This window comes from Microtetraspora sp. NBRC 13810 (assembly GCF_030268685.1).
Lineage (GTDB): Bacteria > Actinomycetota > Actinomycetes > Streptosporangiales > Streptosporangiaceae > BSRQ01.
The window spans coordinates 434,126-458,917 of record NZ_BSRQ01000003.1; the positions used below are offsets into that span (position 1 = coordinate 434,126).

23 protein-coding genes are annotated in these 24,792 nt (G+C 74.4%); 10 read left to right on the forward strand and 13 right to left on the reverse strand.

Annotated features, from left to right (window positions below; translation table 11 throughout):
• The first annotated feature begins 9 nt into the window (after positions 1-9).
• The 3 genes from QSK26_RS09055 (at position 10) to QSK26_RS09065 (ending at position 4,037) form a co-directional block, all read left to right on the forward strand.
• On the forward strand, positions 10-1,893 hold the full coding sequence (locus QSK26_RS09055; RefSeq protein WP_285774555.1) for a dipeptidyl-peptidase 5: 1,884 nt from the start codon (positions 10-12) through the stop codon (positions 1,891-1,893).
• Between the two features lie 25 nt (positions 1,894-1,918).
• The gene (locus tag QSK26_RS09060) at positions 1,919-3,226 is read left to right on the forward strand and encodes a M20/M25/M40 family metallo-hydrolase (RefSeq protein WP_285774556.1); all 1,308 of its coding nucleotides are present in this window, start codon (positions 1,919-1,921) and stop codon (positions 3,224-3,226) included.
• Positions 3,227-3,332: 106 nt separating this feature from the next.
• Positions 3,333-4,037 carry a GAP family protein gene (locus QSK26_RS09065; protein ID WP_285774557.1) on the forward strand — a complete coding sequence of 235 codons (705 nt, stop codon included), beginning with the start codon at positions 3,333-3,335 and terminating at the stop codon, positions 4,035-4,037.
• Here the strand turns inward: QSK26_RS09065 and QSK26_RS09070 are convergent.
• The 3 genes from QSK26_RS09070 to QSK26_RS09080 are packed head-to-tail and all read right to left on the reverse strand — an operon-like array spanning position 4,034 to position 7,482.
• Complete coding sequence (locus tag QSK26_RS09070; protein WP_285774558.1) at positions 4,034-4,945, reverse strand: ABC transporter permease; 912 nt, start codon at positions 4,943-4,945, stop codon at positions 4,034-4,036. The two genes, QSK26_RS09065 and QSK26_RS09070, sit on opposite strands and share 4 nt — an antisense overlap.
• Positions 4,938-5,861, reverse strand: a complete 924-nt coding sequence (locus QSK26_RS09075) for an ABC transporter permease (protein ID WP_285774559.1) — start codon at positions 5,859-5,861, stop codon at positions 4,938-4,940. The genes QSK26_RS09070 and QSK26_RS09075 overlap by 8 nt, the downstream gene beginning before the upstream one ends.
• Positions 5,862-5,868: 7 nt before the next feature.
• Positions 5,869-7,482, reverse strand: a complete 1,614-nt coding sequence (locus QSK26_RS09080) for a peptide ABC transporter substrate-binding protein (protein ID WP_285774560.1) — start codon at positions 7,480-7,482, stop codon at positions 5,869-5,871.
• A 159-nt stretch (positions 7,483-7,641) separates the two neighbouring features.
• Here QSK26_RS09080 and QSK26_RS09085 point away from each other — a divergent pair, with 159 nt between their 5' ends.
• Positions 7,642-8,628, forward strand: coding sequence for a LuxR C-terminal-related transcriptional regulator (locus QSK26_RS09085; protein ID WP_285774561.1), 987 nt, complete (start codon positions 7,642-7,644; stop codon positions 8,626-8,628).
• Between the two features lie 4 nt (positions 8,629-8,632).
• Here QSK26_RS09085 and QSK26_RS09090 read toward each other — a convergent pair whose 3' ends face one another.
• Positions 8,633-9,091: an ATP-binding protein gene (locus QSK26_RS09090; protein WP_285774562.1), complete on the reverse strand. Its 459-nt coding sequence runs from the start codon at positions 9,089-9,091 to the stop codon at positions 8,633-8,635.
• Positions 9,092-9,381: 290 nt separating this feature from the next.
• On the opposite strand from QSK26_RS09090, the gene QSK26_RS09095 reads away from it, so the two are divergent.
• The gene (locus QSK26_RS09095; RefSeq protein ID WP_502888688.1) at positions 9,382-9,822 is read left to right on the forward strand and encodes an adenylyltransferase/cytidyltransferase family protein; all 441 of its coding nucleotides are present in this window, start codon (positions 9,382-9,384) and stop codon (positions 9,820-9,822) included.
• A 44-nt stretch (positions 9,823-9,866) separates the two neighbouring features.
• On the opposite strand, the gene QSK26_RS09100 is transcribed toward QSK26_RS09095, so the two are convergent.
• Positions 9,867-10,715: a universal stress protein gene (locus QSK26_RS09100; RefSeq protein WP_285774564.1), complete on the reverse strand. Its 849-nt coding sequence runs from the start codon at positions 10,713-10,715 to the stop codon at positions 9,867-9,869.
• Between the two features lie 234 nt (positions 10,716-10,949).
• Between QSK26_RS09100 and QSK26_RS09105 the strand changes: the two genes are divergently transcribed.
• On the forward strand, positions 10,950-11,159 hold the full coding sequence (locus QSK26_RS09105) for a hypothetical protein (RefSeq protein ID WP_285774565.1): 210 nt from the start codon (positions 10,950-10,952) through the stop codon (positions 11,157-11,159).
• A gap of 24 nt (positions 11,160-11,183) precedes the next feature.
• On the opposite strand, the gene QSK26_RS09110 is transcribed toward QSK26_RS09105, so the two are convergent.
• On the reverse strand, positions 11,184-11,786 hold the full coding sequence (locus tag QSK26_RS09110) for a DUF1707 SHOCT-like domain-containing protein (protein ID WP_285774566.1): 603 nt from the start codon (positions 11,784-11,786) through the stop codon (positions 11,184-11,186).
• Positions 11,787-12,199: 413 nt separating this feature from the next.
• On the opposite strand from QSK26_RS09110, the gene QSK26_RS09115 reads away from it, so the two are divergent.
• The 3 genes from QSK26_RS09115 to QSK26_RS09125 all read left to right on the forward strand — a co-directional run bounded on the left by QSK26_RS09115 (position 12,200) and on the right by QSK26_RS09125 (position 14,757).
• Positions 12,200-12,979: a thioesterase family protein gene (locus QSK26_RS09115; protein ID WP_285774567.1), complete on the forward strand. Its 780-nt coding sequence runs from the start codon at positions 12,200-12,202 to the stop codon at positions 12,977-12,979.
• A gap of 179 nt (positions 12,980-13,158) precedes the next feature.
• Positions 13,159-14,232, forward strand: coding sequence for a hypothetical protein (locus QSK26_RS09120; RefSeq protein ID WP_285774568.1), 1,074 nt, complete (start codon positions 13,159-13,161; stop codon positions 14,230-14,232).
• Between the two features lie 234 nt (positions 14,233-14,466).
• A complete protein-coding gene (locus QSK26_RS09125) occupies positions 14,467-14,757 on the forward strand; it encodes a Fe-S cluster assembly protein HesB (RefSeq protein WP_285774569.1) in 291 nt (96 codons plus the stop codon).
• 130 nt (positions 14,758-14,887) lie between these two features.
• Here QSK26_RS09125 and QSK26_RS09130 read toward each other — a convergent pair whose 3' ends face one another.
• Positions 14,888-15,787 (reverse strand): DnaJ C-terminal domain-containing protein, encoded by a 900-nt coding sequence (locus tag QSK26_RS09130; RefSeq protein ID WP_285774570.1) that lies wholly within the window; start codon positions 15,785-15,787, stop codon positions 14,888-14,890.
• Positions 15,788-16,130: 343 nt separating this feature from the next.
• On the opposite strand from QSK26_RS09130, the gene QSK26_RS09135 reads away from it, so the two are divergent.
• The gene (locus QSK26_RS09135) at positions 16,131-18,656 is read left to right on the forward strand and encodes a LuxR C-terminal-related transcriptional regulator (protein ID WP_285774571.1); all 2,526 of its coding nucleotides are present in this window, start codon (positions 16,131-16,133) and stop codon (positions 18,654-18,656) included.
• A gap of 9 nt (positions 18,657-18,665) precedes the next feature.
• On the opposite strand, the gene QSK26_RS09140 is transcribed toward QSK26_RS09135, so the two are convergent.
• From QSK26_RS09140 to QSK26_RS09165, 6 genes are read right to left on the reverse strand one after another with little or no spacing between them, the layout of a single operon-like run.
• Entirely contained in the window at positions 18,666-19,778 is a 1,113-nt protein-coding gene (locus QSK26_RS09140; RefSeq protein ID WP_285774572.1) for an MSMEG_0565 family glycosyltransferase, read from the reverse strand.
• The gene (locus QSK26_RS09145; protein WP_285774573.1) at positions 19,775-20,629 is read right to left on the reverse strand and encodes a carbon-nitrogen hydrolase family protein; all 855 of its coding nucleotides are present in this window, start codon (positions 20,627-20,629) and stop codon (positions 19,775-19,777) included. The genes QSK26_RS09140 and QSK26_RS09145 overlap by 4 nt, the downstream gene beginning before the upstream one ends.
• On the reverse strand, positions 20,620-21,486 hold the full coding sequence (locus QSK26_RS09150; RefSeq protein ID WP_285774574.1) for a carbon-nitrogen hydrolase family protein: 867 nt from the start codon (positions 21,484-21,486) through the stop codon (positions 20,620-20,622). Before QSK26_RS09150 ends, QSK26_RS09145 begins: the two co-directional genes overlap by 10 nt.
• 31 nt (positions 21,487-21,517) lie before the next feature.
• Positions 21,518-23,140 carry an MSMEG_0567/sll0787 family protein gene (locus QSK26_RS09155; protein ID WP_285774575.1) on the reverse strand — a complete coding sequence of 541 codons (1,623 nt, stop codon included), beginning with the start codon at positions 23,138-23,140 and terminating at the stop codon, positions 21,518-21,520.
• A gap of 5 nt (positions 23,141-23,145) precedes the next feature.
• On the reverse strand, positions 23,146-24,225 hold the full coding sequence (locus tag QSK26_RS09160) for an MSMEG_0568 family radical SAM protein (RefSeq protein WP_285774576.1): 1,080 nt from the start codon (positions 24,223-24,225) through the stop codon (positions 23,146-23,148).
• Positions 24,226-24,233: 8 nt separating this feature from the next.
• Positions 24,234-24,746, reverse strand: coding sequence for an MSMEG_0572/Sll0783 family nitrogen starvation response protein (locus QSK26_RS09165; RefSeq protein WP_285774577.1), 513 nt, complete (start codon positions 24,744-24,746; stop codon positions 24,234-24,236).
• Between the last annotated feature and the right edge of the window lie 46 nt (positions 24,747-24,792).

Genomic DNA, 24,792 nt, shown 5'->3' on the forward strand with positions numbered 1-24,792 from the left:
AGGAGATCCATGCACGACTCCCCGATCCGCCCGGTCGACGTGGCCCGCGTGGACGACCGCCCGCTGTGGGTGGAGTCCGCGGGAGGCGACGTCTGGTGGGACGAGCCGCGCCCGCACGAGGGCGGCCGACGCTGCGTGGTCCGGCGCACCCCGGACGGGACGCTGCGCGACGCGATCCCGCCGGGGTGGAACGCGCGCAACCGGGTGATCGAGTACGGCGGGCGGTCCTGGCGGCCGCTCGGCCGCGGCGGCGAGATCGTCTTCACCAACTGGGCGGACCAGCGGATCTACCGGTACGCCGGGGAGGGCGTGCCGGTGCCGCTCACCCCCGAGGGCCCGCACCGCTACGCCGACCTCTACCTGCCGCCGGGGCGGGCGGAGGTGTGGGCCGTGCGCGAGACGCACGGCGCGGGCGGGGTGAGCCGGGACGTGGTGGCGGTCCCGCTGGACGGCGGCCGGGTGCGGGTGATCCTGCGGGCGCAGCACTTCGTGATGAACCCCCGGCTGTCCCCCGACGGCCGCACGGTCGCCTGGATCGGCTGGGACCATCCGAACATGCCGTGGGACGGCACCGAGCTGCGCGTCGCCCCGCTGCTGCCCGACGGCACGGCCGGCCCGGGCACCACGGTCGCGGGCGGCCCCGAGGAGTCCGTCATCCAGGCCGAGTGGCGCGACGACGGGGCGCTCTACGCGATCACCGATCCGACCGGCTGGTGGAACATCCACCTCGTCACGCTCGACGGCACGAAGCCGCGGAACCTGACCCCGCTGCCGGTGGAGTTCGGCGACGGCCCGTGGAAGCTCGGGTTCACCTGGTTCGCCCTGGCGGGGAGCCGGATCGTCGCCATGTACGGCACCGCCGACGGCCGCCGGCTCGGCGTCCTCGACCCGGAGACCGGCGACATCACCGACATCGGCGGCACGGCGACGCACTGGGCGCCGACGATCTCGGTGGACGGCTCGCGGGTGGTGGGCGTGGCCGGCTCGCCGTACACGCCGTACGAGGTGACGGCGGTGGAGCTGGACGGGAGCGGGCGGGCGGTGCTGTCGCCGGCGAAGGACGTGCCCGGCCTCGACGTGCTGCCGGTGCCCGAGGCGGTGACGATCGAGGGGGTGCACGCGCACGTCTACCCGCCGCGCGGGGTGACGGGTCCCGCGCCGTACGTGGTCTTCGTGCACGGCGGTCCGACCGGCGTGAGCCCGCTCACGTTCGACCTGGAGATCGCGTTCTTCACCAGCCGCGGGATCGGGGTCGCGGACGTGAATTACGGCGGGTCCACGGGTTTCGGACGCGCCTATCGGGAAAGGCTGCGTCATCAATGGGGCGTGGTGGATGTGCAGGACTGCGCGAAAGTGGCGCGCGGGCTGGTGGCGGAAGGACGGGCGGACGCGGCGCGGGTCGCGATCCGGGGCGGCAGCGCGGGCGGCTGGACGGCGCTGGCGGCGCTGGTGCACAGCGACGTGTTCCGCGGCGCGGTCGCGCACTACGCGATCACCGATCCGGAGAGCTGGGCGGCCGAGACGCACGACTTCGAGTCGCGCTACCTGGACGGCCTGATCGGCCCGCTGCCGGAGACCCGGGACCGCTACACGGAACGTTCCCCGTTGCTGCACGCCGGGCGGGCCTCGGGTCCCGCGCTGCTGCTGCACGGCCTGGAGGACGCGATCGTGGACCCGGCGCAGGCGGAGCGGTTCGTCGCCGAACTGGACCGGCACGGCGTCCCGCGGGCCTATCTGACCTTCCCCGGCGAGCAGCACGGCTGGCGCAGGGAGGAGACGATCGTCGCCGTCCTGGAGGCCGAACTGGCCTTCTACGGCCGCGTCTTCGACCTGCCGACTCCCGGTCTCGCGCCCCTGGAGCTGCATGTGGGTAAGGAGTCCCCAGGGGCTTGAAGGCATATGAGAGACAGGAGTTGTCGTGAGCGAGGTTGCGCGGATCTGTTCTGAGCTGATCAGGATCGATACCACGAACCCGGGTGCGGGAGAGCGTGACGCGGCGGAGTACGTCGCGGGGCAGTTGAGCGAGGTGGGCATCGAGCCGGTGCTGTTCGAGTCCGCGCCTCGCCGGACGAGCGTGGTGGCCCGGGTGCCGGGCGACTCGCCGGACGCGCTGCTCGTGCACGGCCACCTGGACGTGGTGCCCGCCGACCCCGCCGAGTGGCGGCTCCACCCCTTCTCCGGGGAGATCGTGGACGGCTGTGTGCACGGCCGGGGCGCGGTCGACATGAAGGGCTCGCTGGCGATGACGCTCGCCGTGGTGCGCGACTGGGCGCGCCGCGGCGTGCGTCCCCGGCGTGACCTGGTGCTGGCCTTCGTCGCCGACGAGGAGGCCACCGGCGAGTACGGCTCGCGCTACGCGGTGGAGCGGCACGCCGGGCTGTTCGAGGGCTGCGTGGCGGCGATCAGCGAGTCCGGCGGGTTCAGCGTCACCGCGCCCGCCCGGCTCGGCGGCCCCGCGGAGGACCCGGCGGAGATCGTGCGGATCTACCCGGTGGCGGTCGGCGAGCGCGGCACCGCGTGGATGCGGCTCACCGCCCGCGGCGTCGCCGGCCACGGCTCCAAGCCGGCGGTGGACAACCCGGTGGCCGAGCTGTGCCGGGCGATCGCCCGCCTCGCCGACCACCGCTGGCCGGTACGGCTGACGCCCGCGGTGGCCGCGCTGATCGAGGCGCTGTCCAAGGCCCTCGGCGAGCCGATCGACACCGAGCGCCTGGAGCGGGAGGCGGAACGGCTGGGCCAGGTCGGCATGCTGTTCAAGGGCCAGATCCGCAACTCCGCGAACCCGACGATGCTCGACGCCGGCTACAAGGTGAACGTGATCCCGGGCACCGCGGAGGCCCACGTGGACGGCCGTTTCCTGCCGGGCTACCAGGAGGAGTTCCTCGCCACCGTGGACGGGCTGCTGGGCCCGAAGATCGTGCGCGAGTTCGTCAACCTGGACGGCGCGCCGTCCGCGCCGTTCCCCTCGCCGTTCTTCGACGAGCTGTGCTCCGCGCTGGTGGCCGAGGACCCGCAGGCCAGGCCGGTGCCGTACGTCATGGCGGGTGGCACGGACGCCAAGTCCTTCAGCCGGCTCGGCATCCCCAGCTACGGCTTCGCGCCGCTGCTGCTCGATCCGGGGCTGGACTACTTCGGCATGTTCCACGGGGTGGACGAGCGGGTGCCGGTGGCCGGCCTGGAGTTCGGCGTGCGCGTCCTGGACCGGCTGCTCGCCGGTCGCGGGTAGCCCTGCATCGAAGGATGTACGGCCGGATCGTCCGGCGTGAGGATGAGCCGCGCGGCCCGGCGGTGGATCGTGGGACCATGACCTTCCACCGCCGGGAGCGTGCGGCATGAGCGCCCTGCTCCTGCTGTCGCTGGCCGCGCTCGCCCTGATCGACAGCACCAGCATCGGCACCCTGATCGTGCCCGTCCTGCTCCTGCTCTCCGCCGAGCGGTCGATGCCCCGCCGGGTGCTGGTCTACCTGGCGACCGTCGCGGTGTTCTACTTCGGGGTGGGCGTCGCGCTGCTGCTCGGCCTGACCCCGGCGCTGGCGGCGCTGGACGCCCTGGACGCGCGGATCTTCTACTGGGCCGAGCTGGTCGCCGGCGTCGTGCTCTTCCTGCTCAGCTTCTGGTTCGACCCCAAGCGGATGGCGGCCCGCGGTAAGACGGGCCGCTCCTCGTGGGCGCGGGACCGGGTGGCCCGGATGCGCGCCTCGGACGCCGGGATGGTGCTGCTGGGGCTGACCGCGGCCGGCATCGAGGCGGCGACCATGCTGCCCTACCTCGCCGCGCTGGGCCTGATCGCCGGGGCGGAGGTCTCGCCCGCCGGGTGGCTGCCCACACTGGCCGCCTACAACGCGGTCATGGTGCTGCCCGCGCTGGTGCTCCTCGGCGTCCGGATCGCCGCCGGGGAGCGGCTGACCCGGCCGCTGGAGCGGCTGGCGGCATGGTTCTCCAAGCACTCGGCGAGCGCCCTGAGCTGGACGCTGGGCATCATCGGCTTCCTGCTGGCCAGGGACGCCGTCGTCCGGCTCTTCTTCCCGGCGGGCTAGCGCAGCTTCGGGTCCAGCGCGTCCCTGACCACGTCGCCGAGCATGAGGAAGCCGAGCACGGTGGCGGTGAGGAAGACCGCCGGGAAGATCAGCAGGTGCGGGTGGGCGGAGAAGAACACCCTGGCCGTGTTGAGCTGGAGCCCCCAGGAGACGTCCGGGTACTGCAGCCCGACGCCGAGGAAGTCGAGGGTGGCCTCGCCGGCGATGACGTTGCCGACGTTGAGCATCGCGAGCACGAAGACCGGGGCGATCGCGTTGGGCAGGATGTGCCGGAACATGATCCGCGCGTCGCCCGCGCCGAGCATGCGGGCGGCGGTGACGAAGTCCATGTCGCGCACGGCGATCACCTGGGCGCGCATCAGCCGGGTCATCGTGGTCCAGCCGAGCACGACCAGCACCAGGGTCATCGCCAGCATGCCGTGCCCGGGGAAGGCGACGAGGATCACGGTCGCCCCGAGGACGAAGGGGACGCCGAAGAACACGTCGGTGATCCGGGCGATCAGGGCGTCGATCCAGCCCCCGTAGTAGCCGCCGACCAGGCCGAGCGCGATCGAGATGAGCAGGGCGAAGACGGTGACCGCGATGCCGATCAGGATGGAGGCGCGGGCGCCGTACACGATCTGCGACCAGTAGTCGCAGCCCTGGAGGTCGTAGCCGAAGATCGCTCCGTCGCCGGGCCCCTGCTTGGACAGGCCGAGCCGGCAGCCCTCGTTCGGTCCGAGGCTCGCGAACAGGCCGGGGAAGGACGCCATGAGCAGGGCGAGGAGCAGGATCGCCGCGGACAGCCAGAAGACCGCCCGGCGGCGCAGCTCGTGCCAGGCGTCCCACCACAGCGAACCGGCCGCCGCCGTGCCGGTCTCCGCGCCGGTGGCGGCCTTCATCGCGGCGTCGGTCCTGACGTCAGCCACGGCGGATCCTCGGGTCGAGCACGCCGTAGAGCAGGTCCACGACCAGGTTGGCCCCGATGAAGATCATCACGAGCACGGTCACGATGCCGACCACGACCGGGCCCTCCTGGAGCTGGATCGACTGGAAGACCTGCTGGCCGATGCCGGGCAGGTTGAAGATGCCCTCGGTGACCACCGCGCCGGCCATCAGGTTGCCGAAGTCGACGCCGAGGTAGGTCACCACCGGGATCAGCGAGTTGCGCAGGGCGTGCGTGCCGATCACCCGGCGCCGCCGCATGCCCTTGGCCCTCGCGGTGCGCACGTAGTCGGCCCGCAGGTGCTCGGCGAGGCTGGTGCGGGTGAGCCGGGCGACGTAGGCGAGGCTGAAGGAGCCGAGCACCATGCCGGGCAGCAGATAGCTCATGGGCCACCCGTCGTCGGTGCCCGCCGTCGGGAACAGGCCCAGGTTGAGCCCGAGCACGATCTGGGCGGTGTACCCGACGACGAACACCGGCACCGCGATGACGAACGTGGTGCCGGCCAGCACGGCGGTGTCCACCAGCCCGCCCCGGCGCAGCGCGGCGACGACGCCGAGCGCGATGCCGACGACCAGCTCGAAGGCCCAGGCGGTGAGCCCGAGTTGCAGGGTCACCCCCCAGCGGCCCGCGAGCAGCTCGCTGACCTGCTGCCCGGTGAAGGTCTGGCCGAGGTCGCCCTGGAACAGCCCCAGCATGTAGAGGCCGTACTGCACGAGGAGCGGGTCGTTGAGGTTGTAGCGCTCGCGAAGCGTGTGCAGGACCTCGTCGGGGACGGGCTTGTCGCCGGCGAGCGCCAGGATCGGGTCGCCCGGTAGCACGAACACCATCGCGTAGATCAGGAACGTGGTCGCGACGAAGACCGGTACGGCCTGGGCCAGGCGCTGCGCGGCGTATCTCATGACGGGCTTACTTGACCGTGATCAGGTCGAGGTTGGGCTGGTAGGCGTCGATCGCGACTCCGGAGATCTTGTCGGAGTAGCCGGCCTGCTCCTGCCAGTTCCACAGCGGGATCATCGGCATCTCGGCCAGTGCGATGTCCTCGGCCTTCTGGTAGAGCGGGACGCTCGCCTCCATCGTGGGCGCCGCGTTGGCCTGGTCGATCAGGTCGAGGAACTCCTTGTTCTCCCAGCCCATCCGGTTGCCCTCGCCCCACATCGACTCCAGGTAGTTCTGCGGGCTGGGGTAGTCCATCACCCAGTTGTTGCGGAACGGGCCGTCCTGCTTGTGCTCGCGGAGCGTGGAGAGGTAGTCGGCGGCCGGGATCTTGCGGAACTGGATGTCGGTGATGCCCAGGTTGTCCTTGAGCTGGTTGGCGACCGCGGTCATCCACTGCTCATAGCTCGGGTCGGAGTTGGAGAAGTAGAGGTTCAGCGTGCCGGTGAAGCCGCCCGACTGCGTGTAGAGCGCCTTGGCCTTGGCTGGGTCGTAGACGCACGCCTCGCCGCAGGCGCCCTCCCGGTAGCCCGGCACCAGCGGCGCGACCAGGGACGACATCGGCTTGAAGGCGCCGTTGAACACGGCCTGCACGATGCCCTGGCGGTCGATCGCCATAGAGATGGCCTTACGCAGGTCGGGGCTGGCGAACCGCTTGTCGAACAGCGGCAGGCCGAGGTAGTCCATGGTGCCGCTGGCGGTGGCGACGAACCTGTCTCCGAGGAGCTGCCGGGCCTCCGGCGCGCTGGCCGGCGGGATCGTCTGGAGCAGGTCCACGTTGCCCGCGCGCAGGTCGGTGTAGGCCGTCTCCCTGCTGGCGTAGATCTTGAAGTCGACGCCGGCGGACTTCGCGGGACGCGGCCCCGCGTACCCGTCGAACTTCTTCACCTTGATGCGCTGGTTGTGCGCCCACGGGCCGTCGAGCATGAACGGCCCGTTGCCGATCGGCTCGGCGTCGTACGCCTCCGGGTTCTCGAACGCGGCCTTGGGCATGGGCGCGAAGCCGGTGTAGGCCAGCGTGATCGGGAACTGGCTGAACGGCTCGGTGAGCGTGACCTCCAGCGTGGTGGGGTCCACCACCTTCAGGCCGGTCATCTTGTCGGTGGCCGGCTTGGGCGCCTCCTCCGAACCGTCCGGCGCCTCGGGGTTGAGCGCGTCGTAGCCCTCGATGTTGGCGAAGTAGTAGTTGTTGGTCCAGGCGTTGGGGCCGTAGGCGGCGGCGTTCCACGCGTCGGCGAAGCTCTCGGCGGTGACCGCCTCGCCGTTGTGGAACTTCTGCCCCGGCCTGAGCTTGATCGTCCAGATCTTCTGGTCGTCGCTGGTGACCGACTCCGCGGCGCGCATCTGCAGCTTGCCCGTGCCGTCGATGTAGACCAGCGTGTCGAACACGGACTGGAGCACCGTGATCGAGTAGCTGCTGGACGTGTTGCCGGGGGTCAGGTGGTCGGGCTCGGTCAGCGCGACGGAGAACGTCTTCGTCCCGCTCGCCGCCCCTCCGCCGTCACCGCCCGGCTCCGCCGAGCCCCCGCACGCGCTCAGCGCCAGCACCGCCGACAGGAGCACGGCGGCGCCTCGCGTCCTCGTCATGGCCGTCCGAAGGACCGTCACTGTATGTCCGCCTCTCCGTATCTCCGGCGTGATGCCGGAGAGGGTAAATATCTGGGCAAGGCGAGACATCGGAAGGTTTACGTATTCCCCGCGCCCGGGCGGCTGCGGCAGGCTTCAGGCTGGGCAGCGAGGAGAGCCATGCTTCCATCGGACCAGATCACTCTGAGCCCGCACCACCTCCGGGTGTTCGCCGAGGTGGGCTTCCACGTCGCCGGACGCGGCACCGAGGGCGCGATGGCCGCGCTGCGCGGCGTCGTCCCGATGGACGCCTACGAGTTCGTCGCGTTCGACCCCGCCACCGGCCGGCACCAGAGCCTGGTCAGCGACGGCTACAGCCGGGTCGACGCCGACGCCGCCGAGGAGTACGTCCGCCTCGACTCCTACCGCGCCGCGATGGCCGCCGGGGAACCGGTCCTCATGGGCTCGCCGGGCACGGAACGCTACTTCCGCCGCCATCTCGAACCGTACGGCTGGCGTGCCGGGATCACCACGCCGCTCTTCCTCGCGGAGGGCCGCTACACCGGGCTGCTGCACCTCAACGCCCGCGACCCCGGCGCCTTCACCCCGCGCACCGGCGCGCTGATCGGCGCCGTCTCCCCCACCCTGGCCCACGTCACCGACCTGCGCCGATGCGTGATCGACCCGGTGGGCCTGCCGCCGGGGTTCCACGCCGTCGCCTACGACCGGGTCGGCGTCCGCCGCGACGTGGCCGGGCTGCCCCCCTCGGCGGCGATCGCCGCCGAACCGGCGATGGCCGCGCTCGCCAGGGAGTTCATCGACTCGCGCGAGCTGAACCGGCGCGGGCTGTGGCTCGGCCGGGACGGGGCCTGGCGCGAGGTCCGGCTGCTGCGGGCCGGCGTCGGGTTCCAGGGGGCGATCCAGGGAGCCGTCATCGCCGAACGGCCGAGCGCCCTGCCGTACGAGCTGACCGCACGGGAGGTGGACGTGCTCACCCAGGTGGCCAGGGGCGACTCCAACCCGCAGATCGCGGCCACGCTGGTGCTGAGCGTGCGCACGGTGACCACCCACCTGGAGCACATCTTCGCCAAGCTGGGCTGCGACAGCCGTACCCGGGTGACCACCAAGGCCCTCGCCGAGGGGCTGTGCCGGCTCGACCTGCCCTGACCGGTCACCCGCCGACGAGTTCGCGGGCCGGGGCCGCGGAGACGCCGACGAGGTCGAGCGCGAGCTCGAACCACACGCTGTTGGCGCCGGACTCCCTGACCATCCCCCAGCGCCTGGACAGCGCCTCCAGCAGCGGCAGGCCCCGGCCGCTCACCGCGTGGGCGCCCGCCCGGCAGGCGCACGGCGGACCGGCCGAGCCGCCGTCCTGGACGCAGACCCGGACCACGTCCGCCGAGTAGGTCACGGTCAGGGTGAACGACCCGCCGCGCCCGGAGTCGGAGTGCACCACGGCGTTGGTGGCGATCTCACTGGTCAGCAGCACGCAGTCGTCATGCAGGGGATGGTCGGGGCCGAGCGCGTTCGACACCAGGCGGCGGGCCCGCGCCACCTGGTCCGTCGTCCCGGACAACCGGAAGACCCGGTTGCCGGCCAGACTCGTCCCTGCGCGCCCCGATGTCGCCATGACCCCTCCGATCCGGTGTGCCGCCTAGTAAGGACGCGGGACGAAGCAGGCAAGATGTCACGGAAAGGTAGGAGTGCGATCACCTGGCGGTTAGCCGGCCGCCTGAGCCCGCGCGCGGGCGGCTTCCGGCGCGCCCGACGTGCCGACCGGTGCGCGCGCGGCGCTAGTCTGCGATCTGTCGGATTCTACGGGAGACTTTCGACCAGGGACGACCGGCCGCGGGAGGCCGTGCCGGGATCGTCCCCCGAGGAGGAGAACCGTTCGTGAGCAGCCTGGAAGCGGTCTGGGTGATGCCCTTCGACGCGCCGGGGGCGGCCGTGGTCACCGGGGTCTTCGACATCCTGCACGTGGGCCATGTGCGGTTCCTGCGCGCCGTCCGCGCGCGCGGCCTGCCGCTGGTGGTGGGCGTGGAGGACGACGCGAGGGTGCGCGCCTGGAAGGGGCCGGAGCGCCCGCTCAACACCTCGGCGGAGCGCGCCGAGTTGCTCACGGCGCTGCGTTTCGTGGACGGCGTGTTCATCGTGACCGGCCCGCCCGAGCTGAACCTGCCGGGCGATTACGTGAAGCTGCTGGCGCCGATGCATCCCGGCGCGCTCGCGCACACGGCGGGCGACCCGCACGCCGCGGGCCGCAGCGCCGCCGCGGACGTGCTCGCCGCCGAGTGCTGGGAGCTGAGCGCGATCCCGGGCCGCTCGACCACCCGCATCCTCAACGCGACCAGGCCGGGCTGAACGGCCGCCCTCGCGGCCGGTGGGCCGCAGGGGCGGCCGTCGGGTCAGCGCACGACCGCGACCGGGCAGGTCACATTGTGCAGGACGCCGTGGCCGATCGAGCCGAGCACCGCGGAGCGCAGCGTGCCGTGCCCGCGCGTGCCCACCACGACCAGGTCGGCCCGCTCGGCCGCCTCGGCGATGAGGGACACCGGGTGGCCGGGCTGCACGGTCGACTCGATGGTCACGCCGGGGGACCGCTCCCGCCAGGTGGCCAGCGCCTGGCCGATGGACTGCGTCTCGGCGTCCAGCGCGCTCTGCAGCAGGTCGGGGTAGTCCGCCATCGCGGGTGAGATCGGCAGTTGCCAGGCGGACACCGCGCGCACCCGCGCCCCGCGCCGCCGCGCCTGCTCCACCGCGTACGCCATGGCGATCTCCGCGTGCGGCGACCTGTCGTAGCCGACGACGATCTCGCCGTGCGCCGGGCCCGGCCGCTCGCGCACGACGACGACCGCGCCGTCCGCGTGCCCGGCCACGCCGAGGCCGACGGAGCCCAGGAGCAGGCCGGCGAACCCGCCGTGGCCGCGGCTGCCGAGCACGATCTCGCCCGCGGCCTCCGACTCCGCGATCAGCGTCGGCACCACCGCGCCGCCGAGCGCCTTGGAGACGACCTCGACCCCGGGCGCCCGCCGCCGTGCGGCGTCGGCCGCCGCGGCGAGGATCTGCTCGGCCTCCTTGGTCATCACCTCGGCGAACCCGGCCACGTCGGCGAACGGCGCCTCCAGGCCCACCGGGCCGGTCACGTGCACGATCCGCAGGCCGCGCCCCCACAGCCGCGCCTCCTCCGCCGCCCACTCCACCGCGGCGGTGGCCGCGTCCGAGCCGTCGGTGGCGGCCACGATCCAGTCACTCATGATCTGCACCTGCCCCGTCAAAGACGACTGACACCGGTTGTTAAGGAAATGTCAACCAGTTGGTCCCAAATAACCGAAATCCCTAGCCTTGCCCTGATTTATCCCTATAAATGGAGACAAGTCACATCCACACTGTCTCAGGTGGGGTTGTGAGGGCATGACAAGGGGGCTGGTGCGGCGGTGCCGATCCACACGCCGCCGCATCGGCCTCGGAACTCACGACGGGGTACCCGGTTGGCTGGCAGACGCTGGATGGGCGAGAACGGCGTCGAGGTCGAGAGCACGACCTTGAAGGGCCGCTCGGTCTTCCGCGTGACCAAGGACGACTACTTCGTCGCCTACTGCGCCACGATGGAGGATGTGGCGACCTTCGTCTCCCCGGACAGCCTGGTCGAGCTGATCGACTTCACCGGCTGGCCCGAGGAGCCGGACACCGGACCGTGACGGGGCCGTGAGGTCCCGCCCGGATCAGTTCTTCTTGCGCTTCTTGGGCCTGCCGCCCACGCCGCCGAAGATGGCGAGCCCGCGCACGGTGATCACCGGCGCGCCCGGGTCGACGGTGTCGCCGCCGGTCACGTCGAAGCCGCCGAAGATGCCGCTTCCCTCGCAGCGCACCTCGGCGCCCGGCGGGATCTTGATCTCCGCGCCGCCGAACAGCGCGAACACCCGGATCTCCACCTCGCGCGCCTCGAACACGGCGTCGGTCAGGTCGACGTCGAGGCCGCCGAAGATCGCGAGGCCGATGGTCTTGCGGCGGACCCGCCACGGCCCGCGCCGCGTGGCACCGCTGAAGATCGCCACGAGCTGGTCGGTGCTCTCCTCGGTGCTCCCCTGCGCATAGTAAGCGGGCCTGGGCGCCTGGACCCGGTCCACCTGCAGGTCATGGGTGAGCACCTCGAGCTCGCCGACGGTCTTGGCCTGGTAGAGCACGTCGAGCCGCTCGGAGTATTCGGCGTGGGACAGCTGTCCCGTGCTCAGCGCCTGGCCGAGCAGGTCGGCCACGCTCTCCCGGTTGGCGTCGGAGGCGCGAAGGGACGACGCGGGGTCCCTGGGCTCAGGGGGGTTCTCCATGCGTGACACGATAGTACTCATCTCGCGTATGGGACATGACCCGGCCGCAGAGAGCGGCCCCGTGCCCCGCCCAGGCCGGCGTTCAGCCCCTCCAGCCCCGGGACGCGGCATCCGAGCCGCCCCGAGGACACAACCGCGCAGCCGCCCCGCAGAGCGGGACGCAGCCGCCCGGCGGTGATGGACGCAGCCGTCCGTCGGTGGAGGACGGCCGGGCCGCCATCCGCCGCGTCCCGGCGACGGCGGGATCCTCCGCCCCGCTCGATCCTCCGCCCCGCTCGTCGGCGCACCGGCCCCGGGGGCAGGGGCGGGCCCGCTCCCGGTCGGCGCGTCGTGCCGGGGAAGGCGTGTTCTACTATGTGCCCGCACGTCCGGCGGGCAGGGGCCGCGGGAGCAGGCTGGAGAATCGAGGGCACATGGCGGATACCGACGACCGCGCGGCGTTCTTCACGCTCGACGGCGAGGACCTCGTCCCCGCACCCCTGGCACACAGCCCGTGGTCCCCGGACATGCTACACGGACGGCTGGTCGGCGCGCTGGCGGCGCGGGCGCTGGAGCACGCGCACGCCGAGCCGTCGCTGCACGCCGCGCGGCTGACCGTGGACCTGTTCCGCAACAGCCCGCTGGTGCCGCTGCGGGTGACGACCACCAGGGTCAGGGACGGCCGGCGGATCCGGGTCGCCGACGCGGAGGTCTCCGGCCCCCAGGGCACGGTCGGCCGGGCCACCGTGGTCTTCCTGCGCCGCGGCGAGCAGCCGCCGGGCGAGGCGTGGGCGCCCGAGCCGTGGCGGCTGCCCGAGGTCGGCGAGCCGCCGGCGACCGGAGGCGGCTGGACCCCGCCGTTCGACCTGTGGTGGCCCGGCGAGCGCCTCACCGCGGCCAGGAACACCGGCTGGCTGCGCGAGACCCATCCGCTGGTCGAGGGCGAGTCCATCTCCCCTCTGGTACGCGCCGCGCTGGCCGCCGACTTCGCCAGCCCGCTCGTCCACCACGGCACCCGCGGCCTGCAGTACATCAACGCCGACTACACCCTCACCCTCAGCAGGCTGCCCCTCGGCGACGTGATCGGGCTGCGCTCCGACGGCCACCTCAGCGACGAGGGCGTCGCCGTCGGCCAGTGCACCGTCTACGACGCCTCCGGCCCCTTCGGCCACTGCGCGGTCACCGCCGTCGCCAACCCCGGCATGGGCTCCTGACGGGCCCACCTCCCGATCACGCGTACCGCGAACAGGCACGGCACCCCGCCTCGGGGCGCGGCGGGATGTGATGGACTCGGGGGATGAGTCCCAAGAGCCGTGGCCGTCCCCAGGGGCGAGGCCGTACGAGATCCGCCCCGTCCGCGTCGCGGGGCGCCGCGCCCGGGTCGCGGCCGCCGGTGTTGCGGCTGTCGGAGCGGATCCTGCTGGACGCGCGCAGGATCGCCGGGAGCGACGACCTCCTGATCGCCGAGCTGTGGGCGAGTGAGTGGCTGGGTGAGGCGTGGCTGGCGGCGCCCCGGGAGGAGACCGAGCCCGAGCATCTGATCTGCGTCGACGTCGCCGGGCGGGCCACCGCGGGGCCGTCCGTGCCGGGCATGGCGGCGGTCGCCGCGCTGGGCCGGGTCGCGCCCGAGGAGGAGCGCCCGATGCTGGCGCAGGCGGTGGACGTCCTGTCCGCCGCGCACCCCGCCCCGCCGTGGTCCGCGGCGCCGGGCTGGCTCCCTGCCGGCGCCTGGCACGCGTCCGACGTGTGGGAGAGCGAGCGGGTGCTCTTCGTCGAGTACGACGGGCCGCGCCCGCACACGCTGATGGCCCTGATCGCCGGGGACGCCGGCCGGCTCGTGGCCCGGCTGGAGGTCCTGGAGCCCGGCGCGGCCCGGCTGTGGGGCGGGTCACGCGACCGGGCGCACGAGGACGACCCGGAGAGCGGGCGGGACGGGGCGCGGGAGGAGGACGCGGTGCCCATGCCGCTCGTCCCGGACGCGGCGGAGGCGGTGCTCGGTGACCTGGCCGCCGCGCTGCGCGAGACGGACCTCGCCTGGCCGCGCCTCCAGGAGGGCGGTTATCCGGCGCTGCGCGCGCTCGCCTGGTCGCGCGCCCGCCCGTACCTGCCCGGCTGGCCGGACTGGAACCCGTCGGACGACGACGCGCGCCAGGCGCTGATCGGCGAGTTCGTCGCGGTGAGCGGGCTGCCCGGCGACGAGGCCACCCGGTCGCTGGCCGAGCTGTTCCTCGACTACGGCGACGAGCGCATCGGTCCCGGCCCGCTGGCCTGGAGTCCGGGCAGGGTGGCGCTGTTCCTCGGCGACTACCTGCCGGGCCGGGGGCCGCTGGACGCGGCGCAGCGTGAGCGGCTGCCGGAGGCGCTGCGCCGGTGGGTGCGCTTCGCGCTCGAGCGGCGCGGCGTGGACCCGCGGTGGATCGGCCCGGTCGAGGAGGCGGTGCGGATCTATCTGCCGGCGACCTCGTGAGAGGCGGCGCGGCTCGCCCGCTGCGCGGATCTACCTGCCCCGTTACCTCGTGAGACGCCGCCGCCGCGGCATGCCGGGAAGGGCGCACGGCACGGGCGGCGGCGCCGTCCGCGAGCCGGGGGCGGACGCCCGGGGAGGGTAAAAACCTGCGGCATTCCCGGAGGCGGACGTGTGAGCCCGATGACAGTGGGCAAGGCGGACGGGTATCCCAACCCATCACGACGAGGAGTCACAGTGCTCACGCTGACTGACAATGCCGTGCAGGTGATCCGCGACCTCACCGCCCAGACGCCTGGCGGGGAGGAGACGGGCATCCGCATCGCGTCTCAAGCGGACCAGACGGGATCCCTTGTCCTGTCGATCGCGGACGCTCCCGCGTCCACGGACCAGGTGATCGAGGTTGAGGGCGCCCGTGTCTTCCTCGATCCGGTGGCCGCCGACGCTTTGGAGACCAAGGCCCTGGACGCCAATGTGGACGCGCAGGGCAGCCCCTCCTTCCGGGTGGAGGAGCAGCCCGGCGTCTGACGCCGAGCACCCCGGCAGCAGACGTCGCCACGCCCCGCCCGGCCCGGGCCCACACCCGCCGGGCGGGGCGGGCGACCCGTCGCCGCGATCGGCACGCGGCCCCGGCGGGTCGCGGTGGCCGGATGGCGGCTCAGCCCGCTGTCCTCGGGTCGAAGCGGGACACGGCGGCGAGTCGTTCGAACAGGCGCCGTTCCTCCTCGGTGAGGTGCGCCGGGACCTTGATCCGCGCCTCGGCGAACAGGTCGCCGTCGGCGCCGCGCGGGTTGGGCATGCCGCGGCCGCGGAGCCGCAGCCTGCGGCCGGATGACGTGCCGGGTGGCACCCTGACCTTGGCCTCGCCCCGGAGCGTGCCGACGGGGACGGTCGCGCCGAGCGCCGCCTCCCACGGGGTGAGCGGCAGCTCCACCGTCACGTCGCGCCCGCTGACCCGGTAGCGCGGATGCGGGGCGAGGCGCACGACCAGGTAGAGATCGCCGGCGCGGGCCCCTTTCGTACCGTGCCCGCCCTTCCCGGCGAGCCTGATCCGCTGCCCCTCGACGACGCCGGGCGGGATGGTGACGGTCAGGGCGCGCGGACCGCCGGGACCGGGAAGCGTGACGTCCCGCCGCCCGCCCTCGTACGCCTCCTCCACGCTGAGCTCCAGTTCGGCCTCCTGGTCGGCGCCGGGCACCGGTCCGGCACGCCGGCCGCCGAACATCCCGCCGAGGAGGTCGCCCAGGTCGATGTCGAAGTCGAAGCCCGGCACGCCGGTCGTCCGGCGGCCCTGGCCCGGCCTGGGGTGGCCCCAGGGGGCGCCCTCCGGCATGCGGCGGAAGCCCGGCCCGTAGGAGTCGTAGCGGCGGCGGGTCGCCGGGTCCGACAGCACCTCGTACGCCTCGGTGATCTCCTTGAACCGGTCCTCGGCCCCCGGATCCTTGTTGACGTCGGGATGGTAGACGCGGACGAGTTTGCGGTAGGCCCGCTGGATCTCGTCCTGGGTGGCCTTCCTGCCGACCCCGAGCACCTCGTAGAAGTCGCGCCGGTGGGCCATCAGCCGGCCTTGGCGGCGATCATCGGGGTGGACGCGCCGGGATCGACGCCCGCTGTCTTCGCCATCGCCGCCCCCCGTGTGAACGCCCTTCTCCCCCTGACGCTCGCGTGACGGGTGCGATCCCACATCCTCAGACCGGGTAGCCATCGGCGGCCCGGCGCGTGCTCGACGGATGCCCGCGGCCACCTACCCGAATGGGGGATGAGCGTGACAGGCGCGCCACGGCGGGTAGGGGTGCGCAGGTCAGGTGCCCGTTCCCGGCCGGGGTGTCGCCGCGGCCCGGAGCCGGCACGAGCGGCGGCGCCCGCCGGATGAAGGGCCGGCGCCGCGTCGGGGGCGACGAATGCGCGGACGCGATCGGGAACGGCATAACCTCCTCGGCCTGCTGGCCGCGGCCGGCGCGGGCCGGGGGGCGGTGCTGCTCGTCGAGGGGGAGCCCGGGATCGGGAAGAGCGCCCTGCTGGCCGAGGCTTCGGAGCTGGCCGGCGCGCGCGGGCTGCCGGTGGCGCGCGGCCGGGCGGAGGAGATGTCCCTGCCGCTCGCCCCGCTCCGCCAGGCCCTGGGCGAGCCCTGCCCGGCCGGCCGCCGGGCGGAGGACGCCCTCCGGCCGCAGGTGGAGTGGTTCGGGGACCTGCTGGCGGAACGGGTGGCCGCGGGGCCCGCGCTGGTCGTCCTGGACGATCTCCAGTGGGCCGACCCGGCGACCCTGGTGGCGCTGCGCGCGCTGCGGGCGTGGTTCGCGGATGAGCCGGTCGGGTGGCTGCTCGCCCGCTGCCGGGGGGTGGGCGGCAGGCAGGCGGAGCGCCTGTTCCGGCTGCTGGAGGAGGCCGGGGCGGACCGGGTCGAACCGTCCCCGCTGGACCCGGCGGCCGTAGCCGAGGTGGTGCGGGACGTGCTGGGGGCGCCCGCCTCCGCGAAGATGCTGTCGCTCGCCGCGGTCGCGGGCGGCAATCCCCTCCTGCTCGGGGAGCTGCTGCTCGGCCTGCGCGACGAGGACGCGGTGGTGGTCCGCGACGGCGCCGCCGGGCCGCGCCGGGCCTGGGCGGCGTCCGGGCGGCTTCCCCGGCGGGCGCGGGAGGCGGCCCGGCGGCGCCTGGACGGGCTGGCCGCGCGGACGCGGCACCTGGCCGAGACGGCGGCGGCGCTCGGCCCGTCGTTCTCCCCCGCCGACGCCGCCGGGCTGCTCGGCGTCGTCCCCGCCGCGCTGCTGCCGGCCGTGGACGAGGCGATCGAGGCCGGCGTCCTGACCGCGACGGCCGACACCCTCGCGTTCCGCCACGAACTGGTCCGCCGGGCGGCGCTGGACGCCCTGCCGCCCCCGGTGCGGCACACCCTGGAAGCCCAGGCACGGCACATCCTGGAAGCCCGGACACGGCGCACCCTGGAGGCCCAGCCGCGACCTGCCCTGTCAGCCGAGACGCCTGAGGCCGTCTCGGCCCGGCTCCCCGCACGGAACCCGGACGTCCGAGCCGCTCCACCGCCGGTCCCCGCCCAGCGCCCCGGCCGGTCCCCGGGCGCGCGGCACGGATCCGGAACGGCAGCCGACAACAGCGCCACACCACCCAAGACGGCCGACAACAGCACCGCGCCACCCAAGACGGCTCGCAGCGGCGTCGCGCCACCGAAGGCGACCGGCAGCGGCGTCGCGCCCGCGAAGGTGACGGAACGGCTCAGCGAGGACGACGTGGAGGCCATGGTGGTGCTCGCGATGGCCCGCTGGGACGCGGGACGCCTCGCCGAGGGCCTCGAACTCGCCGAACGCACGGCGGAACTGGCCGCCGGCGTACGCCTGCCCGCGTGCCGGGCGCATCCCGGTCTCGCGCTGGCCACGATGCTGATCGACATCTGCCGTCCCGGGGAGGCGATGCGGGTGCTGGCCGAGGCGGACCGGGACGGGGCCGCGCCGGGCGCCGCCGTACTGCGCGGCCGGGCCGAGCTGGCGGCCGGGCGGCCGGAGGCGGCCGCCGCGTGCGCCGAGGCCGCGCTGCGCGCGGACGGCGCCCCGCCCTTCGGCCCGCTCGCCAGGGCCGTGCTGGCAACCGTGGCGCTGCGGCGCGGGGACCTCGCCACGGCGCTCGGCCACGCCGGACACGACTCCTGGTGCGCGCACGTCGCGACCGCCTACGCCCGCGCGGGGTGCGCCGTGATGGCCGGCCGGGTCGTCGAGGCCGCCGAGGGGCCGGGCGAGGCGGTGGCGCGGATGGCGGAGGTCTACGACGGGCTCGCCGCGCACCGCTGGGCGCTGGTGTCGGATCCGGCGGCGGCCGGCTGGCTCGTCCGGGTCGCCCTCGCCGCGTCCGCCCGCGACCGGGCGCGGGCGGTGGCCGACACGGCGTGCGAGCTGGCCGCGGGCAATCCGGGCTTCCCCGCCCTGGAGGCCGCCGCCGCGCACGCCCGCGGGCTGCTGGAGGGCGACGCCCACGCGCTGTCGTTCGCGGCCGGGCGGGGCGCCGACATCTGGGCGCGCGCCTCCGCCTGGGAGGACCTCGGCGTCGTGCTCGCCGAGGCCGGCGACCAGGCGGGCGCCGTGCGCGGCCTGGACCGGGCCCTGTCCTGCTACGAGGAGGCGGGCGCCGGCCGGGACGCGGCACGGGTCCGCGGCCGCCAGCGCGGCCTGGGCGTACGGCACCGCCACTGGACCACGGCGGACCGGCCCGTGTCCGGCTGGGACAGCCTCACCGAGACGGAGCGGACGGTCTCCCTCCTGGTGTCCCAGGGCTGGCGGAACCGGCAGATCGCGGAGCAGATGTTCATCAGCGTGCACACGGTGGCCTTCCACCTGCGCCAGGTGTTCCGCAAGCTCGGCATCGCCTCCCGGGTCGATCTCGCCCGTCTCGCCGTGGAGCACGCCAGGGGCACGGAGCGCTGAGCGCCCGTCTCACCGCGGCAGGGACCGGTAGAAGGCCAGGTGGGCCTCGGCGGCGGCGGTCCAGGTGTGCCGGGCGGCGAGCGAGCGGCCCGCCGCGCGCAGCCGGGGATCCGGGGCGTCCAGGGCCCTCTGGAAGGCCGCCGTCAGGGCGGGCACGTCGGCGGCGAACAGCGCGGCCCCGCCGAAGACGTCCCTGAGCACCGGCAGGTCGCGGGTGACCAGCGGGACGCCGGCGGCCAGGGCCTCCATCGCGGCCAGGCCGAACCCCTCCTTGACCGACGGAAAGGCGAAGACGGCGGCCGAGGCCACCAGCGAGGGCAACTCGTCGTGCGCGACGGGACCGAGGACGACCGGCCGCACGCCCAGTTCCGCCACGCGTTCCTCCCACCGGGCCCGGTAGTCCCGGTAGTCGAACAGCGTCTCTCCTCCCGCGATCACCAGCCGCACCCGGGGCATCCGCGCCGTGAGCGACGCGTACGCCTCCAGCAGGTCCAGTGACCCTTTGCGTGGTTCGATGCCGCCCACCGCCAGCACGAACCGGCCGAACCGCGCCCGCCAGGCGCGCCGCTCCCGCACGGCCGCCGCCGAGTCCCCCGCGGCCTCGGCGAACCGGTCCGCCTCGACGCCGTTCGGGATGACCGCCGCCCTGATCCCCCAGTCGAAGGCCAGTTCGGCGGCCACCGGGGCGGAGACGCAGATGTGCGCCCGCGGCTCGCGGATCGCCCGCTCGTGGCAGGCGGCCAGTTCGGGGGTGGTGAAGTGGTCGATGTGGTGCACGGTGCGCACGCAGCCGTCCACGGCGTTGGCGCTGATGCAGTCCTGGGCGTGCACGACGTCGTAACGGCCGGGGTCGAACGCCTCCCGCAGCACGGCGATGGAACGCAGCACCCGCGCCCCCACGCCCTCCCCCTCCCGGTCCGGGAACGGCACCACCACCTGGCGCACCGCCGGATCGACGGCACGGAAGAACCCGGCGTCCCCGCCCCTGCCCAGCGTCCACACCGTGACGTCCTGCCCGGCGGCCGCGAGCGCCTCGGCGAGGTTGAGCGTGTGCACGACCCCGCCGCGCGGCCTGGTGGAGTACGTCAGCAGGGCGATCCGCGACGCCGGTGTGCCGCTCACGACGGGTCTCCGGTCGCCCTGGGGTGTTCGCGGTAGGTTCCCGGTCTGCGTTCGCCGAGGTGGGCGAGGACGCGGCGGGCGCTGGCGATCTCGGCGGCCACGTCCAGCCCGGCGACCGCCAGGCCGGCCTTGGACCACGTCCTGGCGAGGATGTCGCCGCCGGGGCCGACCACCTTGGCCTGGCCGAGGAAGCGCATGCCGCCCATGGCGCCGGTCTGGTTGGAGGACGCGACGACGACCTGGTTCTCCGCGGCGCGGGCGCGGTCGTAGAGGTCGAACAGCCGCGACTGCCGGTCCTGGGCCAGGGTGGGCGCGCGATTGGTGATGCTGGTGGGCCAGGCGGACAGGCAGGCGACGATCTGCGCGCCGTCCAGGGCGAGGCTGCGCGCCGACTCGGGGAACGTCTTGTCGTAGTCGATCAGCATGCCGACCCGGCCCGCGGGCGTGTCGAAGGCGTCGAACCGGTCGCCCGCGGCGTAGGCGGCGGTCTCCCCGGCGGGCAGGTGGACCTTGCGGTGCCGGCCCAGCACGCCGTCCCCGCTCAGGCACACGGCCGCGTTGTACCGTTCCGCCCCGGCCGCCTCGCAGTAGCCCACGCACACGACCATCTCGGCGGCGAGCGCGGAGATCCGCTTCAGCAGCGGGTCGTCCGGGTCGAGCGCGGGCGGCAGCGCGTCCGGGTCGGGGTGGCGCAGGTCGGCGAGGTAGCCGCCGAGCGCCGCGTCCGGCAGCACGAGCAGCGCCGCCCCGGCCCTACGGGCGTCGTCGATCAGCTTGGCCACCCGGCGCAGCCCGAACGCAAGGTCCCGCCCGAAGTGCGCCGAAGCCGCCGCGATCCGGATCACCCCCACGATCCCACCGCCCCGCCCGCGCTCCCCGCGTCGCGGTTGTAGGCGGCCGGGCGGCGGTCGCGCAGGTGGCCCATCGAGCGGCGGGCGGTGCCGAGGGCGCGGCGGATGTCGATCTCGGCGACCGCCGTCCCGCCGGTCACGCCGGTGGCGGCGACGACCTCGCCGCCCGGGTCGACGATCTTCGCGCTGCCGACGAACCTGAGCGACCCGAACGTGCCCGACTGGTTGGCCGACAGCCACACCACCTGGTTCTCCAGCGCCCGCGCCCGGTCGAACAGGTCGAACCTGCGCGTCCACCGGTCGTCGGCGAGGTCGGGCGCGGGGTCGGTACGGCTGGCCGGCCAGGCCGACACGCACACCACGATCTCCGCCCCGGCCAGGGCCAGGCTTCTCGCGGACTCGGGGAACGCCTTGTCGTAGCAGATCATCATGCCGAGCCTGCCCACCGGCGTGTCGAACGCCTCGAACGCCTCCCCCGGGGCGAACAGGGCGTCCTCGCTCAACGGCTGGTGCACCTTGCGGTGGTGGCCGAGCACGCCGTCGCCGTGCACGCACACGACCGCGTTGTAACGGTTCGCGCCCGCCGCCTCGCAGTAGCCGGCGCACACCACCATGTCCCCCGCGATCGCGGCCAGCCTGCGGATCTCCGGCCCGTCAGGGTCGAGCGCCGGCGGCCCGCCGTCCCCGGGGTCGCCGTCCATGCTGAGCAGGTAGCCGCCGAGACACGCCTCGGGCAGGGCGAGCAGTCGTACCCCGGCGTCCCTGGCGCCGGCCACCAGCCGCTCGATCCGGGCGAAGTCCCCGGCCAGATCCCGGTCGAACGGCGCCGCCACCGCGCCCATCCGCAACCCGCTCACGCCGCCCCCGCCTTCCTCGTCGCCATGCCGTTCACGCCGTCCCCAGTCCCGTCACGTCGCCGGTGAGCACCTCGGTCAGTTCGCCGTCCGGCCAGCGGAGCCGTACGCCGCGGGCCGCGGTCAGCTCGCCGCATTCGGCGCCGGTGGCGGGGCCCGCGGGGAGCGGGGAGGCGCCGGGGGCGTCGGCCGTGAGCATGGCGAAGCCGGGGAAGCAGGTGAGCCAGTCGCCCATGGCGGCGGCGGGGGGACGCGGCAGCCGGGCCACGTCGAGGACGGCGCCGCAGCCGCTCGCCTCCGCCATCATGCCGAGCGTGCCCGCGACGCCCGCCATGCTGACGTCCTTGGCCGCGGCGGGGCGGGCGGCGGCGACCGCGCCCAGCATGGCGCGCAGGGCGGGGGTGCGGCGGTGCGTGGTGGAGTCCCACTGCCTGCCCGAGTACCCGGGGCGCCAGCCGCCGGCCAGGTCGGCGGTGAGGCGCACCCGGTGGCCGGGCCGCCCGCCGCCGCCGGGTACCGGCCGGTCCGCGCGGCCGAGGGCGGTGACGGAGAGCGCGGCGGGCACGCCGAGCTGGGTGTGGCCGCCGAGCACGGGGACGTCGTAGGCCGCCGCCGCCCGGCGCAGCCCGGCGAGCACCCGGGCCGCGGCGGCGGCGTCGCGGGCGCCGAGCGCGTCCAGCAGGCCGAGCGGGTCCGCGCCCATCGCGGCGAGGTCGTTGAGGTTGACGAGGACCGAGCACCAGCCGGCCCACTCCGGGTCGCGTTCCACCATCGAGGGCAGGATCGCGTCGCAGGCGGCGACCACGTCGGTGCCGGGTACGGGCGCGCCGTCGTCGCCGGTGTACCCGGGGCCGCCTGGGGCCAGCCCGGCGAGCAGGCGGCCGAGCGGTCTCTTGGTGGCGTCGGCCAGCGCGGCGATCCTGCCGATCGGGTACCGCATGACCACGTGCGGCGCCCTGCCGACGGTCTCGCCGCGCACCGGCCGCCACCCGAGCCGTACGAAGGCCGCCCGGTGCCTGGCCTGCACCGTGGCCTCGAACCGGAGCACCCCCGCCGCCTCCGCGTACGCGCACGCCGCCCGGATCAACGCGGGCCCCACTCCAGCCCCGCCCCCCACCCCGGCCCCGCCCACACCAAGCCCGCCCGTCCGCCCACCGGGGCCGTCCGTCCACCCGCCGGGCCTGTCCATCCGCCCGCCGCGCGCGTGTGGCGCCACCGCGAGACGCCCGCCGTGCCACCAGCCGATGTCCGGGCCGTGGTGCGCGGGGCCGAGCCGTACCCCGCCGACCACCTCGCCGGTTCCGGCCGCCCTGGCCACGAGGACGACCGTCGCCGGGTCCTCGTCGCGCTCGTCCAGGTCGCTGCCGTCGAACAGGCCCTGCTCCTCGACGAACACCCGCCGCCGCAACCGCCGGTAGGCCGCGATCTCGGCGTCGTCCCGCGCCCGCCCGATCCACCACGCGTCCCCCGCCGCCCGTCCCCGCTCCCGCCTCCGCTCCCCGGCGAGCATCGGCACATCCAGCACATCCAGCACATCCGGCACGGGCACGCCGAGCACCGGCACATCCGCCACTGAACCACCGCGGGCCCCCGCGAGCACCGGCACATCCGGCATGGGACCGCCGCGGGCCCCGGCGAGCGCAGCCACCTCCGGCATGGTGATCACCCGCCCGCCGTGGCGAGGGCGCTGCACGCGCCGCAGGCGGCGCAGCCGGCCCGCTGGGCGGCGCCGGTCATGCCGGCGGCCCCGAGCAGGGCGGCGACGCGTTCGGTGACGTCGCGCACCAGGGCGGCGGCCGGGGCGCGGACGCCGTCGCGGGCGGCGAGGGTGCCGCGCATGGGGCGCATCGGCACGACGAACGGGTACACGCCGCGGCCGATCAGCCGGGCGGCGCCGGCGACGAGCTCCTCCGGGTCCTCGCCGAGCCCGACGAGCAGGTAGGTGGACACCCGGTTGCGGCCGAACACCCGCACGGCCTCGTCCCACGCGGCCTCGTACCGTTCGACCGGCACGGCGGCCTTGCCCGGTGTCCAGCGGCGGCGCACCTCCTCGTCGAGGGACTCGACGTGGATGCCGACGGCGACGGCGCCCGCGGCCCTGAGCTCGGCCAGCCAGGACAGGTCCTCCGGCGGCTCGCACTGCACCTGCACCGGCAGGCCGGGCACCGCGTCGAGCACCGCCCGCACGCACCTGGCCAGCACCCGCGCGCCGCGGTCCGGCCCACCCGTGGTGCCGGTGGTCATCACCATCTGCCGCACCCCGTCCAGGCGGACCGCCGCGCGGGCCACCTCGGCGAGCTGGGCGGGGGTCTTGGCGGCGACGGTCGCCCCGGCGCGCAGCGACTCCTCCACCGCGCAGAACCGGCACCGGTCGGCCTCGCCGTACCGGACGCAGGTCTGCACGACGGTGGTGGCGAGCACGCCGTCGCCGTGCAACTTGGCGATCTTCTCGTACGGCACGCCGTCGGCCGTGGTCAGGTCGTAGAAGCGCGGCCTGCGGACCGGCGTCACCGGCAGGCCGGTGTCGGTGTCGCCGAACCAGAGGCGGCCGTCGCGGACGGCGTAGGGGCTGCCGGGGTCGAGCGGTACGGCCGCGCCCGCGCCGTCCACGATGAGATGGCCGTCGTCGCTGGGACCGGCCCCGCCCGCGCGGCGCACGGGCGCCTCCACCCGGACGCCGCGGAGCGCGAGATCCACCCTGACGCCGACCCCGGTGCGGTCACCGGACGTACCTGCTCGCACGGAACCTCCTAGAACATGTAGGTCGAGTTGATGACCGCGCCCTTGCGGGCGTAGTGGATCAGGGCGTCCTGGACGTCCAGCGGATGGGTCGGGATGACGCCCTCGATGAGGTCCTCCTCGCGGGCGCCGTGCAGGGACAGGCCGAACCGGCAGCAGTAGACCTTGCCGCCCTCGGCGATGAACGTGCTCAGCGAGTTGTTGATGTTGTGCTCGCCGGGGAAGGCGGAGTTGCCGGTGGTCGGGAAGCCGCGGGTGGCCAGGCAGTTGAGCGAGCCGGGGCCGTAGAAGTAGATCGCGGACTCGAAGCCCTTGCGGAGCGCCCTGGTCGCCTGGAGGATCGCCACGAAACTCACCGACGACTCGTGCGCGATGCCGTGCACCAGGGTGAAGTAGGTCTCGCCGTTCTCCGCCTGGTAGTCGGGGAAGACCTTCGTCCCGCCGTAGATGCTGGACCCCTCGGGCAGCGACGGGTGCGGGATCTCGCCGACGCTCTGCTTCTCCAGGTCGGTCAGTTCTGCCATGGTGGTCTCCCTAAGATCGATTTGTCTGGAGTGAGTTGCTCTGGAT

Coding starts and splice junctions, on each gene's coding strand:
- QSK26_RS09075 (WP_285774559.1), bottom strand. CDS start 5,861: ATGAGATACGCCGCGCAGCGCCTGGCCCAGGCCGTACCGGTCTTCGTC.
- QSK26_RS09130 (WP_285774570.1), bottom strand. CDS start 15,787: ATGGCCCACCGGCGCGACTTCTACGAGGTGCTCGGGGTCGGCAGGAAG.
- QSK26_RS09135 (WP_285774571.1), top strand. CDS start 16,131: ATGCGCGGACGCGATCGGGAACGGCATAACCTCCTCGGCCTGCTGGCC.
- QSK26_RS09165 (WP_285774577.1), bottom strand. CDS start 24,746: ATGGCAGAACTGACCGACCTGGAGAAGCAGAGCGTCGGCGAGATCCCG.
- QSK26_RS09085 (WP_285774561.1), top strand. CDS start 7,642: ATGCTTCCATCGGACCAGATCACTCTGAGCCCGCACCACCTCCGGGTG.
- QSK26_RS09090 (WP_285774562.1), bottom strand. CDS start 9,091: ATGGCGACATCGGGGCGCGCAGGGACGAGTCTGGCCGGCAACCGGGTC.
- QSK26_RS09080 (WP_285774560.1), bottom strand. CDS start 7,482: ATGACGAGGACGCGAGGCGCCGCCGTGCTCCTGTCGGCGGTGCTGGCG.
- QSK26_RS09095 (WP_502888688.1), top strand. CDS start 9,382: ATGCCCTTCGACGCGCCGGGGGCGGCCGTGGTCACCGGGGTCTTCGAC.
- QSK26_RS09115 (WP_285774567.1), top strand. CDS start 12,200: ATGGCGGATACCGACGACCGCGCGGCGTTCTTCACGCTCGACGGCGAG.
- QSK26_RS09055 (WP_285774555.1), top strand. CDS start 10: ATGCACGACTCCCCGATCCGCCCGGTCGACGTGGCCCGCGTGGACGAC.
- QSK26_RS09155 (WP_285774575.1), bottom strand. CDS start 23,140: ATGCCGGAGGTGGCTGCGCTCGCCGGGGCCCGCGGCGGTCCCATGCCG.
- QSK26_RS09110 (WP_285774566.1), bottom strand. CDS start 11,786: ATGGAGAACCCCCCTGAGCCCAGGGACCCCGCGTCGTCCCTTCGCGCC.
- QSK26_RS09065 (WP_285774557.1), top strand. CDS start 3,333: ATGAGCGCCCTGCTCCTGCTGTCGCTGGCCGCGCTCGCCCTGATCGAC.
- QSK26_RS09100 (WP_285774564.1), bottom strand. CDS start 10,715: ATGAGTGACTGGATCGTGGCCGCCACCGACGGCTCGGACGCGGCCACC.